Origin of the sequence: Microbispora sp. H10670 (assembly GCF_014161385.1) — a bacterium.
In the GTDB taxonomy this organism is placed as follows: Bacteria; Actinomycetota; Actinomycetes; order Streptosporangiales; family Streptosporangiaceae; genus Microbispora; species Microbispora triticiradicis.
The window spans coordinates 109343-123894 of sequence record NZ_JABBWW010000024.1 but is presented as its reverse complement, the minus strand read 5'-3'; the positions used below and the strand labels follow the sequence as shown (position 1 = coordinate 123894).

At 75.1% G+C, this 14552-nt stretch carries 11 protein-coding genes; 2 read left to right on the top strand and 9 right to left on the bottom strand.

Annotation, left to right across the window (positions count from 1 at the left end; all coding sequences use genetic code 11):
- Nucleotides 1-123: 123 nt before the first annotated feature.
- From HHX33_RS27765 to HHX33_RS27740, 6 genes are all read right to left on the bottom strand, one after another.
- Nucleotides 124-729, bottom strand: coding sequence for an energy-coupling factor transporter transmembrane component T family protein (locus tag HHX33_RS27765; protein ID WP_182877164.1), 606 nt, complete (start codon nucleotides 727-729; stop codon nucleotides 124-126).
- Nucleotides 726-1400 carry an energy-coupling factor ABC transporter ATP-binding protein gene (locus HHX33_RS27760; protein WP_182877163.1) on the bottom strand — a complete coding sequence of 225 codons (675 nt, stop codon included), beginning with the start codon at nucleotides 1398-1400 and terminating at the stop codon, nucleotides 726-728. Before HHX33_RS27760 ends, HHX33_RS27765 begins: the two co-directional genes overlap by 4 nt.
- Entirely contained in the window at nucleotides 1401-2552 is a 1152-nt protein-coding gene (locus HHX33_RS27755; RefSeq protein WP_182877162.1) for a thiolase family protein, read from the bottom strand.
- A gap of 1 nt (nucleotide 2553) precedes the next feature.
- A complete protein-coding gene (locus tag HHX33_RS27750; protein WP_182877161.1) occupies nucleotides 2554-4038 on the bottom strand; it encodes a class I adenylate-forming enzyme family protein in 1485 nt (494 codons plus the stop codon).
- Between the two features lie 7 nt (nucleotides 4039-4045).
- Nucleotides 4046-4657 carry a biotin transporter BioY gene (locus HHX33_RS27745; RefSeq protein ID WP_182877160.1) on the bottom strand — a complete coding sequence of 204 codons (612 nt, stop codon included), beginning with the start codon at nucleotides 4655-4657 and terminating at the stop codon, nucleotides 4046-4048.
- A 100-nt stretch (nucleotides 4658-4757) separates the two neighbouring features.
- Nucleotides 4758-5429 carry a TetR/AcrR family transcriptional regulator C-terminal domain-containing protein gene (locus HHX33_RS27740; protein ID WP_182877159.1) on the bottom strand — a complete coding sequence of 224 codons (672 nt, stop codon included), beginning with the start codon at nucleotides 5427-5429 and terminating at the stop codon, nucleotides 4758-4760.
- 48 nt (nucleotides 5430-5477) lie between these two features.
- On the opposite strand from HHX33_RS27740, the gene HHX33_RS27735 reads away from it, so the two are divergent.
- Entirely contained in the window at nucleotides 5478-6491 is a 1014-nt protein-coding gene (locus HHX33_RS27735; protein WP_182877158.1) for an abortive infection protein, read from the top strand.
- Here the strand turns inward: HHX33_RS27735 and HHX33_RS27730 are convergent.
- Nucleotides 6481-7671: an SLC13 family permease gene (locus HHX33_RS27730; RefSeq protein ID WP_182877157.1), complete on the bottom strand. Its 1191-nt coding sequence runs from the start codon at nucleotides 7669-7671 to the stop codon at nucleotides 6481-6483. The two genes, HHX33_RS27735 and HHX33_RS27730, sit on opposite strands and share 11 nt — an antisense overlap.
- A gap of 191 nt (nucleotides 7672-7862) precedes the next feature.
- On the opposite strand from HHX33_RS27730, the gene HHX33_RS27725 reads away from it, so the two are divergent.
- Nucleotides 7863-13631, top strand: a complete 5769-nt coding sequence (locus HHX33_RS27725; RefSeq protein WP_182877156.1) for a TIR domain-containing protein — start codon at nucleotides 7863-7865, stop codon at nucleotides 13629-13631.
- 11 nt (nucleotides 13632-13642) lie between these two features.
- On the opposite strand, the gene HHX33_RS27720 is transcribed toward HHX33_RS27725, so the two are convergent.
- Both HHX33_RS27720 and HHX33_RS27715 read right to left on the bottom strand, forming a co-directional pair.
- The gene (locus tag HHX33_RS27720) at nucleotides 13643-14233 is read right to left on the bottom strand and encodes a TetR/AcrR family transcriptional regulator (protein ID WP_182877155.1); all 591 of its coding nucleotides are present in this window, start codon (nucleotides 14231-14233) and stop codon (nucleotides 13643-13645) included.
- On the bottom strand, nucleotides 14226-14369 hold the full coding sequence (locus HHX33_RS27715) for a hypothetical protein (protein ID WP_182877154.1): 144 nt from the start codon (nucleotides 14367-14369) through the stop codon (nucleotides 14226-14228). Before HHX33_RS27715 ends, HHX33_RS27720 begins: the two co-directional genes overlap by 8 nt.
- Nucleotides 14370-14552 lie beyond the last annotated feature (183 nt).

The following is a 14552-nucleotide window of genomic DNA, read 5'->3' as shown; positions in this document are numbered from 1 at the left end:
CGTCGATCTTCACGTACAGTGCGGTGGCGAGGGTGTCCAGGTCTTTCGTCACAAATCGATCTTGGACACCCTCGCTTCATGTCCGCAGGCAGTTCGCGAACCTCAGCCCTTGGAATCAATCATCTAGTCGTCCAGGCCGCGGGCGGCGAGCGCCTCGCCCAGGGCGTCGGCGTGCCGCAGGGCGCCGACCACGAGCGGGACGGCGAAGGCGCGTGGGCTCCGTTCGACGCCTCTGGCGCGCTGGGCCTCCCTGACCCGGGTGGCCAGTTCCGCGACGACCGGCACGCTGCGCAGCGTGAGAGACAGCAGCAGCGACAGGCGGAACGGGTCGAGCCCGGCGAACCTCGCGGGGGCGAGGCACCGCTCCAGGAACGCCATGAGATCGCTGGTGCGCGTCGTGAGGGTGACCAGCCCGGCGAGGGCGATCGCGAGCACGACGCGGAGCGTGGACGACACCGCGCCGGACAGGTCCGCGACCACCAGTTGCATCCCGAACAGGGCCAGGGCGAACCAGCGGACCGGCCGCACCTGCGCCCAGGCCGCCGCCGCGCCCACGCCCGACACGGCGTAAAGGGCCGCCACGACGACGGCGGCGGCCGCCAGCGCGGCGGGCGGGCGCAGCAGCAGGAGCACCGTGCAGCACACGGCGAGCCCGGCGAGCTTGACGCCCGCGGGCAGCCGGTGCAGGGGCGAGCCACCCGGCACGTAGGCGCCGGTGAGGCCCTTCACGCCATCATCTTCCGGTAGTGGCCGATCGCGGTCGCGGGACCGGCGTCGGCGACGACGCGGCCCTGGTCCACCACGAGCACGCGGTCGAAGTCCTCCAGCAGCGCGAGGTCGTGGGTGACCACCACCACCTGCTGGGGCAGGGTCCGCAGCAGGCCCGCGACCTGCCGGGAGTGCCGCAGGTCGAGCAGGGTGGTGGGCTCGTCCATGACGAGGATCTCCGGTTCGAGCACCAGGACCGAGCAGAGGGCGAGCAACTGCTTCTGGCCGCCGGACAGGTGGTGGGCGGGGTGGTCGGCGTGGTCCGCGAGGCCGTACCTCTCCAGCGTCTCCCGCACCCGGCGCTCGGTCTCCTCGCGCGGCAGGCCCTTGCGCCGCAGCGAGAAGGCGACGTCCTCGGCCACCGTCGGCATCACGATCTGCGCGTCGGGGTCGGTGAACAGGAACCCGACGCCGCGCCTGATCCGGGCCGCGTGGCGGCGCGTGTCCAGCCCGGACACCGTGACCGTGCCCGACGACGGCAGCACCAGACCGTTGAGCAGGCGGGCGAGCGTGCTCTTGCCCGAGCCGTTGGCCCCGATCACCCCCACCCGGCGCTCGGTCAGCGTGGCCGTGACGCCGCGCAGCACCTCCCGCTGCCCGAGCCGCACATGGACGTCCGTCAGCCGGATCACTCAGACCACCTCGAACAGGGCGGCGATCCCCAGACCGCCGCCGACCGCGACCGCCGCCAGGCCCAGCGTGCCCGGCGGCGCCCCCTCCCCCAGGAGCCGGCCGAACAGCCGGGTCACCACGACGGCGCCGGTCGCGCCCCAGGGATGGCCGAGGGCGAGCGCGCCGCCGTCGGCGCAGACCCGGTCCGCGTCCCCGCCGAGCGGGTCGAGACCGAGCGCGTCGGTGACGGTGAGCACCTGCGCCGCGAACGCCTCCACGATCTCCACCGCCGCCACCCGCGCCAGGTCCGTCCCGGTCCGCTCCAGCACCCGCCGTACGGCGGGCACCGGCCCCCATCCGGGCAGCGCGGGGTCGCAGCCGGTCACGGTCCCGGCCAGCAGGCGCAGGCCGGGCAGGCCGGCCGCCGCGCGCAGCCGCTCCGGCACGACGGCCACGGCCGCGGCGCCGTCGCTCACCGGGGAGGAGTTGCCGGCCGTCACCGTGCCGCCCGGCACGAACGCGGCGGGCAGCCGGGCCAGCGACGCGGGCCGCAGGACGCGCGGCCGCTGGTCGTCGGTCCGGCCGCCGATCGGGACGACCTCCCGCGCGAACCGGCCCGCCGCGCGGGCGGCCAGCGCCCGCTCGTGGCTTCGGCGGGCGTAGGCGTCCTGGCGCTCCCTGGTCACGCCGTACGCGGCCGCGAGCGCCTCCGCCGCCGGGCCCATGTCGGGGTCCGGGTGGCCCTCCGGGGCGAACGGCGCCCGTTCGTACGGCACGCCCGGCTCGCCCTCCCGCCTGCGGACCCGCAGCGGCGCGGTCGAGGCGCTCTCGGCCCCGCCGGCGACGACGAGGGCGGCATCCCCGCACCGCACGGCCTGGGCCGCCAGCAGGATCGCGGCGAGCCCGCTGCCGCACTGCCGGTCGACGGTGACGCCCGGCACCTCCGGCCCCAGCCCGGCGGCCAGCGCGCAGACCCGCGCCAGGTTGCCGCCGGGGCCCGTGCAGTTGCCCAGCACCACGTCGTCCACCGGAACGCCGAGAGGCGCGGCGTCGCGGACCACCGCCTCGACGACGGGCGCGGCGAGCCGGTGGACCGGCACGGTCGCGAAGGCGTGACCGGCGGTGCCGATGGGGGTACGGCGGGCCGCCACGATCACCGGCTGGTCGTCCATCTCAGCCGAGCCGCCAGATCTCCGCGTCGCCGATCACCGCGCCGCTTCCCAGGCCATCGCTCTCGGGGCCTCGGCTCGCGGAGCCGCTCTCCGGGTCGCCGGTGAAACGGGCGGCGAGGTGGGCGGCGAGCAGGCCGCGGGCCGGCTTCCCAGCGGGCGTGCGGGGCAGGGACCCGGTGGCGTACCAGCGCCGGGGGCGCTGCGCCGGGTCGAGTTCGGCGCGCGCCACCTCCTCCAGAGCCGCCTGGGAAAGTCCGCCGGTCCGCACGGCGCCCCCGACGGCGCCCTCTACGGCGCCTTCGACGACGGCGGTGACGACCGCGCCGAGGTACGGGTGCGGCGTGCCGACCACGACCACGTCGTTCACTCCCGGCACCTTCCTGAGCACCTCCTCGACGTCCTCGGGCACCACCGTGGCGCCGCCGGTCTGGATCGCGCCGTCGCCGCGCCCGCGCAGCCGCAGGACGCCGCCCGGCCGGTACGGCTCGGCGAGGTCGCCGACCGTCGTCCAGCCGCCGCCGTCCCGGCGCAGGGGGCCGGCGGCGCCCGCCAGGTAGCCCTCGCACAGCCAGGGGGAACGCACCCACACCTCGCCCAGGGAGTGCCCGGGCTCCGGCCTGACGTCGATCTCGACGCCGGGGAACGGCCGCAGCCCGCTGCCGTCGGCGTCCACGGCGACGAACGACAGCTCGGTCGCGCCGTAATAGGACACCACACGCACTCCGGCCTCCGCCGCCCGGGTCCGGGCGGTGGGGTCCAGGGCGGCCCCGCCGACCACGGCCGTGCGCAGCGGGCCCCCGGCCGCCTCCAGCGCGTCCAGCACGGCCGGCAGCCGGTGGGGCACCACGTGGACGGCGGTCGCCCGGCGCAGCTGCCCGGCCAGCGCCGCGGGAGACCACCGGCCGGGCACCACGGCGGTGGCGCCCGACGCCAGGGTGTGCGCCGCCGCGAAGCCGTACAGGGAGGAGACCAGTGGGCCGGGGATCAGCACGACGTCGTCAGGGCCGATCCCGGTCAGCTCGTCCAGGTGGGGGAACGACCCGGTCCAGGAGGCGCGGGTGCGCACCAGAGCGCGCGGCCTTCCGGTGCTGCCGGAGCTGAAACAGGCCCAGGTCAGGTCGTCCGGGCCCGGATCGTGCCGTACGGGCGGGCCGTCCGCGCCGGACAGCGGGGCGTCGAATCGGGCGGTGACGGGCACCGCCGCCATGACCTGCTCGCGCCGCTCCTCGCTCCACGTGTGGTCGCAGAGCAGCGGCGTGACCCCCGCGAGGTCGCAGGCGAGCACGGCGACGAGCAGGGCCACCGGGTCGGCCTGACCGGCCGCGACCAGCGCGCCGCGCCCGGCCCCCCGGTCGCGCAGGTGACGCGCGGCCCGTCCGGCGCGGCCGGCGAGCTCGGCGTAGGTCAGGTCGCCCCCGGGGCCGGACACCGCGACGTGGTGCGGACGGCCGGCGGCGTGGCGCAGGACCCGGTCGGCTACCGGCACGGGCGGATCACCGTCCCCCGGCCCGCAGCCGCTCGCGGTGCACCGCCGGGACCGCGTCCGGGTAGGCCCGCTGGGTGCCCCGCGCCACGACCGCCGCCAGCACCGCCTTGATCAGGTCGCCGGGCAGGAACGCGGCGCTGAGCAGGGCGGTCTTGCCCAGAGAGAGACCGGTGACCAGCGCCTGCACGGGGATGCCGCACAGGTAGACCACACCGACGCCACCCGCCAGGCAGGCGGCGAGTATCCGCATCGTGCCCGGGGCGCGGCCGCCGCGCTCGACGATCCAGCCGGTCAGGGCCGCCCCGGGAAGCCAGCCGACCAGGAAGCCGGCCGAGGGGCCGGCGAAGACGCCGAGGCCGCCGCGTCCGCCGGCGAGCAGCGGGAGCCCCGCGGCGACCAGCACGAGCAGGACCGCGACGGCGAGGGCGGACCGCCAGGTGCCGAGGATCGCCCCGGCGAGCATGACGCCGAGCGTCTGCAACGTGATCGGCACCACGTCGCCGAAGACGTTCAGCGTGCCCGGCAGGCCGAGCACGGCGATCAGCGCGGCGAAGACGCTGACCCTGGCGATGTCTCCCGCGGGGAGACGCCGCCGCGATGGGCGCTGTTCATCTGTCACGGGACGATCCCATACCAGGACCACCCGTATGACCCATGAGGATTTCCACAACTTTTTCCGTGTCGTTCTCAGGGGTGTCCATAGCCGACGGCAGGGGAGGTCAGGGCGCGTCGGGCCGGGCGGCGGCGATGCCGTCGAGAACGCGTTCGAGCCCCTCGGCGAACGCCTCCTCCGGGCCGACCGCCTCGAACTCGGCGATGATCCACGCCAGCGTCGGATACTTCCCGGTGGCGACCGATCGGGCCAGGTAGGCCAGCTTCTCCTCCCCCGGCTCGGCTTCCGGGCCCGGCAGCAACTCCAGTTGCAGGAAGCCCGCGATGTAGGCGCGGACCGCGTCCACCGCGTGGACGGTGAGCCGCGCCGGCAGCCCCAGCCGGGCCACGGCCGCGAACAGCCGCTCGGAGTAGGCGAGCCCGTTCGGCCCGTACGGCTGGCGGGTGCCGAGCAGCGTGACGTACCAGGGGTGACGCCGGGCCGTGCGCTGGGTGTCCCGCGCGATGGCCCGCAGTTCCCCGCGCCAGTCGCCGGGCGGAGGCGGCGGAATCTCGCCGCAGACCGCGTCCATCATCAGGTCGAGCAGGTCGTCCTTGGAATCGAGGTAACCGTACAGGCGCATGGGGCCGGTCCCGAGCGCGGCGGCCACCCGGCGCAGCGACACGGCCTCCAGTCCCTCGGCGTCGGCGAGGGCAATGGCCGCGGCTGTGACGGCCTCTCTGCTCAGCCGTACGGCCCTGCGTTCGCCGGGCTCGGGCCGCTCCCAGATCACACTCACTCGATACAGTGTATCGTGTCGATACGCTGTATCGAGAAGGGTGGAGCGATGCGGAAGGCGATCAACTACGACGTGGGCGTGCGGACGACCCCCGATCGGCCCTCACGGCCCCGCTTCGACCCGGGCCAGGTGCGTGAGGAGATGCGGGTCATCCGCCGCGACCTCGGCTGCGCCGCCGTACGGATCTTCGGCGAGGACCTCGACCGGCTCACCGTCGCGGCGGAGCACGCCCTGGCCGAGGGGCTTGAGGTGTGGTTCTCGCCCGACCCGCACAACTCACGGCCGGGTGAGTGGCTGCCCTACCTGTCGGAGTGCGCGAAGACCGCCGAGCGGCTGCGCGCGGGCTCGGACCGGGTGGTGTTCGTCGCCGGCCGGGAGCTGACGTTCTTCATGCGCGGGCTCGTCCTCGGCCGGGACGCGTTCGCCCGGATGCGCACGTTCACCTCCGTCCCCCGGCTCGTCGCGAACCTGGCGCTCAAAGGCTCGTTCAACCGGCGGCTGAACGGCTTCCTGGCCCGCGCGGCACCGGTCGTGCGGGCGGAGTTCGGTGGCCGGGTGACGTACGCGGCGGGGCCGTGGGAGGAGGTGGACTGGTCGCCCTTCGACGTGGTCGCCGTGGACCACTACAGGGACGCGCGGAACGCCGCCGTCTACCGCGAGCGGATCCGGGCCTACCGGGCACACGGCAAGCCGTTCGCGGTCACCGAGTTCGGCTGCTGCGCCTACCGGGGCGCGGCGGCGCGGGGCGCGATGGCCTGGAACGTCGTGGACCGCGCGGCCGAGCCCGCCCGGCTGCGGGAGCCGCTGGTCCGCGACGAGCACGAGCAGGCCGCCGAGATCACCGGGCTGCTGGACGTCTTCGCCGAAGAGGAGGTGGACACGGCCTTCCTCTTCACGTACGCGTCCTACAGCTATCCCCACCGTTCCGACCCCGTCCACGACCTCGATCTCGCGGCGTACGGCGTCGTCCGCTGCCTGCCGGACGGGTCGCAGGAGCCCAAGGAGGCGTTCCACGCGTACGCCGCCTGGCCGGGACCGCGTGGCGGGGCGCTCAGCCGGTGAGGACCAGGACGGTCACCGTCGCGGCGAGGCCGGTCACGGCGAGGCCCGCGCCGGTGGCGACGAACTTGGCCAGCGGCACCCGCACGTTTCCCCGGCGGCACCACTCGAACCACAGCAGGGTCGCGAGCGACCCCCACGGCGTGATCACCGGGCCGAGGTTGGTGCCCGCGAGGAGCGACAGCAACTGCGTGTGGTTGGCCGCGGGGATGACCTGCTCGCCCGCGACGTACGCCGGGAGGTTGTTGACCACGTTGGACAGCGCGGCCCCGGCGGCGGCCGCGCGGTAGGCGCCGTCTCCGTCGCCGCCCACGCCGACGAGCGCGCGCATCACGTCCGCCAGGCCGAGGCGGCTGAGCGTCGGGACCACGAGGAACAGGCCGGTGACGAAGACCAGCAGCCGCCAGGGGATCAGGCTCCACACGAGCTTCGCCCGGTCGCGCCAGGCGAAGGCGGCGACCACCGCGACCGCCGCGACGAGGGCCGCGACGCCGATCTCGACGCCCGTCAGGATCGCGGCGATGAACAGCAGGCAGGCCACCCCCGAGACGCCGAACAGCACCCGGTCGGGCACCGGGACCGGCGGCGGCGGCTCGTACCGGTCCTCGCCCCGCTCGCCGCGCCGCCAGAAGAACACCCAGAGGAAGGCCATCGTGACCGCGATCGAGACGAGCTGGGGCGCCCACATGCGCGCGGCGAACTCCTGCGTGGTCAGCGCGACGCGGTTCATGGCGAGCAGGTTGGTGAGGTTGGAGACCGGCAGCAGCAGGCTCGCGGTGTTGGCCAGCCACACCGTGGTCATCACCATCGGCAGCGGAGCGATCTTCGCGCGGGGCGCCAGGGCCAGCATGACCGGCGTCAGCAGGACGGCCGTCGTGTCCAGGTTCAGGAATATCGTGACCAGAGAGGCGAACGCCGCGCACAGCAGGAAGAGGCTCGCGTAGCTGCCCCGGCCGACGATCGCGATGCGGGTCGCGATCACGTCGAAGACCCGCGCCTCCTTGGTCAGCTCGGCGAGCACGATGACCGCGCCGAGGAACAGCAGCAGTGGCGCGATGCGCCCGACGCTCTCCCTGGCCGTCTCGGCCGGCAGCAGGCCGGTGGCCACGAACACCAGGCCCGCCGCGAGCAGCCCGAACCTGATCCAGTCGAGAACGCTCAGCCGCCGCAGCCCACTCGCCACGCGGACACCCTATCCCCCGGGGGCGAGATGATCGAACCCCTCCAAACCGTCGGTGACAGCGGGAATACTGGGCCCCATGACGCACGTCGATGGGGGCTGCCGATGGGCGATTGCGGCGATCAGGGCATGAGCCGGCGAATCACCAGGCAACGGGCGGTACGCAGGCCCGGGCCGCCGGTTGAGGGGGCGGCATGAGCGGACGCGGGGACGCCAGAACGGAGATCTTCGTCAGCTACTCCCCCGCCGACGAGCGGTGGGCGACGTGGATCGCCTGGCAGCTCGAAGCCGCCGGCTACCGCACGATGCTCCAGGCGTGGGACTTCGTGCCCGGCACCAACTTCATCGACTTCATGGACCGCGGCGTCAGCGAGGCCGACCTGGTCGTCGCCGTACTCACCCGCAACTATCTGGGGTCCCGGTACGGCAGGCTGGAGTGGCAGGCGGCGCTGCGCGCCGATCCGGACAACCCGTCCAACAAGCTCGTGACGGTCCGGCTGGAGGACTGCCCACTCGACGGGCTGCTCTCCACGATCACCTGGGTCGACCTCCTCGGCGTGACCGACCCCGGCGAGGCGCGGCGGCTGTTGCTCACTCGGATCAGGCAGGCCCTGGCCGGACGGGCGAAACCGGACGAGGCGCCCCGGTTCCCGGCCGGGTCCGTCGACCGCTCACCGAGCCCGCACGGCCCGCGCGCCCTCCGGCCGCCCGCCGACCCCCCGCCCGCCGCACGGATCCCCCGGGCGCGGCGGTCCCCGGCCGCCGAGCCGGCCTTCCCGACGGCCGAGCGCGCGGGCGGCGCGTCGTCGGTCACCGTGCTGCACGTCGCCGGGCCGCGCTTCGGGCGCGGGCTGGCGGAGGCGGACGAGCCGCTCGACGCGGGCGAGTTGCAGGCGAGCGTGTGGGCCGACCTGACCCGCCTCGCCGACGCCGGAGTGCCCCGGCCCGACCTGCTCGTGGTGACCGGCGACCTCACCGAGTCGGGCAGCATCCGCGAGTGCGAGCAGGCCCTGGCGTTCCTCACCGGGCTGCGCGTGCTGCTCGGGCTCGAACCCGGGCGGCTGGCCGTCGTCCCCGGGCCGCGCGACGTCACGAAGGCGGCCTGCCGGGCCTACTTCGCCACCTGCGAGGCAGACGACGTGCGCCCGCAGCCGCCCTACTGGCCGAAGTGGCGGCACTTCTCCACCCTCTTCGGCGAGCTCTACCAGGGGCTCGACGGCCCCGCCTTCGACAGCGCCCAGCCGTGGACGCTGTTCGAGCTGCCCGAGCTTCGCACGGTCGTCGCCGGGATCAACTCGACCATCGCGATGAGCCACCGCGAGGAGGACGCCCACGGCTTCGTCGGCGAGGCCCAGGCGGCGTGGTTCGCCGAGCGGCTGCGGCCGTACGAGGGATGGCTGCGGATCGGCGTCGTCGCCCATCCGCCGCGCCCCGGCCTGCGTGACGCCGACACCCTGGAGCGCCTGCTGGGATCCCGGCTCGACCTGCTCGTCCACGGGCGGGACGCCCGGCGCGACGGTCCGGCCGAGGCCGGGGAGCTGAACGGCCTGCCGTGCGTGCCGGCGCTCGCTCCGGGACGCCACCAGATCCTCCAGTTCACGCCCGAGGGGCTGCGCCGGTGGACCCGCGACCGGCCGGAGCTGCGCGAGCCGGAGGTCCTGCCCTGCCACTGGCGCGGATGGCGCCCGCAGAACCCTCCGCCGCCGGTCGCGGAACCGCCGGAGGAGGCCCCCGAGGAGCCCGCCGGCCCGGCCGACCTGCTGCTCGACCTCATCGCCGAGGTCTGCGAGACCCGGTTCGAACGCGCCAAGATCAAACGGGTGGCCGGGGACCCGCCGCGCCTGCTCGTCACGCACCCCGAGGACGGCTTCGTCCGGCAGGTCCTCGTCGGCGCGCACGCCGGGGAACCGGGCGAGGAGCACGTCGAGGCGTTCCTCGGGCACGTCCACGCGGCGGGGCTGGAGCACGCGGCCGAGCTGGTCTACCAGGGCCCGCCGCCGCCCCGGGCGTTACGCGACGACGCCCTGCGGCGCGGGCTGCGCCTGCGCAGCTTCACCGAGTTCCAGGGCCTGCTCGACCTGTCGGCGTACGTTGCCGGGCAGACCGCGCGGCTGCGCGGCGACCGCCGCTACCCGCCGGAGCTGTACGTGCCGCAGCGGTTCCGCGAGCTCGACCGCAACGGCGGCGAGGTGCGCGACGACCTCGGCGGCGAGCTGATGCGGCTGCTCGCGGCCGACCACGGGCGGTTCGTGCTCGTGCTCGGCGACTTCGGCCGGGGCAAGACGTTCTCGCTGCGCGAGGTGGCCCGGCGCATCCCCGCCGAGCTGCCGCACCTCATCCCGATCCTGATCGAGCTGCGCGCCCTCGACAAGGCGCACTCGGTCGCCGGGCTGGTCGCGGCGCACCTCGCCAACCACGGCGAGGAGCTGATCGACCTCAAGGCGTTCCACTACATGCTGCGCCAGGGCCGCATCGTGCTGCTGTTCGACGGGTTCGACGAGCTGGTCACCCGGGTGACGTACGAGCGGGCGGCCGACCACCTGGACACCCTGCTGCGCGCGGCGGAGGACAAGGCCAAGATCGTGGTGGCCGGGCGGACCCAGCACTTCAAGTCGCGCAGCCAGGTGATGACCGCGCTCGGCGAGAAGGTCGGCCTGCTGCCCAACCGCCGGGTGCTCGGCATCGAGGAGTTCACCGAGGAGCAGATCCGCGCCTACCTGGTCAACCGATACGGCTCGCGGGAGGCGGCCGACGACCGGATGGCCCTGCTCACCGGCATCGCCGACCTGCTCGGCCTGGCCCACAACCCCCGCATGCTGAGCTTCATCGCCGACCTGCCGGAGGAGCGGCTGCGCGCCGTCGCGCGGGCCGGGGAGGCGATCAGCGCCGCCGGCCTCTACCAGGAGATCCTCGACACCTGGCTGGCCTTCGAGGAGGAGCGGGTCGGAGGCGTGGCCGGGGCCCCCGGCGGGCTCACCCGCGAGGAGCTGTGGCGGGCCACGACCACCCTCGCGCTGCGGCTGTGGGAGACCGGCGAGACCTACCTGCGGCCGGCCGAGCTGGCCGAGGCCGCCGACACGCTCACCGGCCTGGCCGCCGACCCGCAGGTCCCCGCGCCGTACGGATCGGGCGGGGCGGCGGGGGCCGCGCGGCTGACGCCCGAGCAGGCCGTGCACGCGGTCGGAGCCGGCAGCCTGCTCGTCCGCACCGACGAGGGGCTGTTCGGCTTCATCCACGCCTCGGTCGCGGAGTGGCTGGTCGCCCGTCATCTGGCGGAGTCGCTCGGCGGTCCCCCGGGCGGGCCCCCCGGCGGGCCTTCCGCCTGGCTCGGCCTGCGGCCGCTGTCCACGCTGACCGTCGACTTCCTGTGCGACCTCGCCGACGCGTCGCGGCTGCAGGCGTGGGCGGCCAGGACGCTCGCCTCCCCCGCCTCCGGCGACGTCGCCCGGGCCAACGCCATCAAGGTGACGACCCGGCTGCGCACCTCGGCGCGCACCGACCTGCGCGGGGCGCGGCTCAGCGGCGAGGACCTGTCGTACCGCGAACTGCAGGGCGTCGACCTCACCGGCGCCGACCTGACCGACACCCGGCTCGTCGGGGCCGACCTCTCCCACGCCGTGCTGAGGGACGCCCGGCTGGCCGGCGCCCGCCTGGACGAGGCCGTGCTGGTGGGCGCGGACCTGCGCGGCGCGGACCTCACCCGTGCCCGGCTCGCCCGCGCCGACCTGCGGGACGTCGCCGTCGAGGGCAGCCGCTGGGACCGGGCCGCGCTCATCGGCTCCACCGGCGTTCCGTTCGCCGCCCCGGAACTGCGCGGCGCTGCCGTCGCACCCGCCGTGCCGGCCGGGCCCGGCGGCCCCGGACGAGCGGGCGACGCGGTCGGCGCCGAGCCCGCCCCCGCCGTCGTGGGCGTCCCGTACGGCTACCACTTCGAGAGCAGCCGCCTGCCCGAGCCGGTCGCCTACCACCCCGATGGCGGCGTGCTCGCACTCGGCGGGGAGGACGGCGGGGTGCTGGTCTGCGACGCCGTCACCGGGTCGGCGCTGCGCACGCTGCACGGCCACCGCGGCCGCGTCTACAAGGTCGCCTACGGCGAGGCCGGGCTGGTGACCGGCGCCAGCGACGGGACCGTGCGGGTGTGGGACCCCCACACCGGAGCGCCGTCCCACGTCCTGCACGGCCACCCCGAGGGGGTGTGGCCCGTGGTGACCTCCGGCGACCTCATCGCGGCCGGCGGCGCCGACGGGGTCGTGCGGATCTGGGCGTCCGGAGAGCTCGTGCGGGAACTGCCGGGCCACACCGCCCCGATCTACACCGCCGTCTTCCTGCCCGGACTGCTGGTGACCGGCGACCGCGCGGGGGTGATCCGCGTGTGGGACCTCGCCACCGGGCAGGTGCGCCATCATCTGCGCGGCCACAGCGGAGCCGTCTACCGGCTGGTGCTCAGCCCGGACGGCACCCGCCTGGCCGCCGGCGACGGGCAGGGCGTGCTGCGCCTCTGGGACCCCCGCTCCGGCGCCGCGCTGCACGAGCTGACCGGCCACCCCGGGCGGATCTACTCCCTCGCCTTCCACCCGGAGGGCCGGCTGCTCGCCTCCGGCGACACCGAGGGGGCCGTACGGCTGTGGGACCCGGTCACGGGCGAGGCGGCCGGCAGCCTGCCGGGGCACCGCGGCGCGGTCTACCAGGTGCTGTTCGACCCCACCGGGGAACTGCTCGCCACCGGTGACAGCGACGGCGTCGTACGGATCTGGGACCCCGTCACCGCCCAGGCGCGGACCGAGCTGACCGGGCACCGGGGATCGGTGTGGCCGTTCGCCTTCCGCCCGGACGGCCGGCAACTCGCGACCAGCAGCAACGACGGCAGCGCCCGCCTGTGGGACCCGCGCACCGGCCAGTGCGCGCAGACGCTGCGCGGGCACGGCCGCCGCATCACCTCGGTCCGCTTCTCCGCCGACGGCGGCATGCTCGCCGCCTGCGGCAACGACGGTTACGTACGCCTGTGGGACCCGGCGACGGGACGGCGCCTGCGCTCGCTCACCGGGACGGCCGACCGGCTGGTGTCGGCCGTCTTCAACCCGGCCGGCCCGCTGCTGGCGACCGCGAGCAACGACGGCGGGGTCTACCTGTGGAACCCGGCGGCGGGGGTGTACGAGCGCGAGCTCAACGTGGAGACCGACCACGTGTGGGCCGAGGCGTTCAGCCCCGACGGGGAACTGCTGGCCACCGCCAACGACGACGACAGCGTGCGGCTGTGGTACCGCCCCACCGGGCGGCAGGTCGCGAACCTCTCCGGGCACCGGGGACGGGTCAGGTCGATCACCTTCGACCCCGGCGGCCGTTTCGTCGCCACCGGCTGCGACGACCGCAGGGCGCGGCTGTGGGACCTCCGGACGGGCACGTGCACGGCGACGCTGGACGGCCACGGCGACCGGGTCTACGCGGTGGCCTTCTCCCCGTCGGGCGACCTGCTGGTCAGCGCGAGCAACGACGGCACCGCCCGCCTATGGGACGTCGCCTCCGGCGAGTGCGCGCACGTGCTCGACGGCGGCGGCCGGCTGTGGACGGCGGCCTTCAGCCCGTCGGGCGACCTGCTCGCCACGGCCGGCGACGACCTCGCCGTCCACCTGTGGGACCCGTCGACCGGCGCGCGCGTCGGCACGCTCGCCGGCCACGGCCGCCGCGTCTGGTCCGTCGCGTTCCATCCCTCGGGCGACCTGCTCGCCAGCGGCGGGGACGACGGCGTGGTGATCCTGTGGGACGTCCCGGGGCGTAGACGCCGCACGACCCTGCTCGGCCTGCCGGAGGGCTGGGCCGCCTTCTCCCCTGACGGGCTGTACAAGCTGGAGGGCGACGTGACGGGCCAGTTCTGGTTCGTGATCGGCATGTGCCGGTTCGAGCCGGGCGAGCTCGACGAATACCTGGCGGAGGTCCGGCGGCTGGCCCTGGACGAGCCCTTCTGACCCGCCGGGGTTCAGCGCTCGGACGGCTCGGTGCTCGTGATGCTCGTCTCGCGGGCGGTGCGGAGCCCGGAGACGACCATGTGGGCCAGCAGGGCGTAGCTCTCGTCCAGGTCCTCGGCGAGACGGAACGCGCCCTCCGCCTCCAGGACGGCGAACCCGTGCGTCACGGCGCGCAGGCAGCGGACCGCGTGGATCGCCGCCGAGCCCTCCAGGCCGTACGCCCGCAGCGCCGCGAGGAGGACGCCGACGAGCCGCTCCCCCGCCTCGGCCGTCTCCGGGAGCGGCGCCTGGACCAGCACCGAGTAGCGGTGCGGGTGCCGGGCGGCGTACGCTCGCCAGCCGTCCATCAGGGCGCGCAGCGCGTCGTCGCCCGACCGGCCGAGCGCCGCCTCCGCCGCGATCTCGGTCAGCTCCGCCAGCACCCGCCCGGATACCAGGCCACGCAACTCGGCGAGTCCGCGTACGTGCTTGTAGAGCGAGGGGGTGGCGACCCCCGCCCGCCCGGCGACCGCGGACAGGGTGAGCGCGTCCGGGCCCTCCTCGTCCACCAGCCGCAGCGCGAGGGCGACGACGGCGTCCGGGGACAGCGCGGCCCTAGGCACGGGCCCCCTCCTTGAGGAACGCGAGCACGACCAGCGGGCCCTCCCCGGTCACGTCGTACGCGATCTCGCCGTCGCCGATCTTCAGGAACCGTGTCACGCCGCTCTCGGTCACGCCGCCCTCCAGGCTCATTATCATAGCCTCCAGACTAATGCCATTAGCCAGATATGGTCAAGGTCCGACAAGGCGATGGCCTTCGGGGCCAGGCGGACCGCAGGAAAGCCGCGCGGACGCCTTTACGATGTAGATTCGCAGAAAGGCCACATGGCGGGCGATGGACCGCTCATCCGCTCCCCGGCCGGAGCCGCCCGGCTCCGCCGG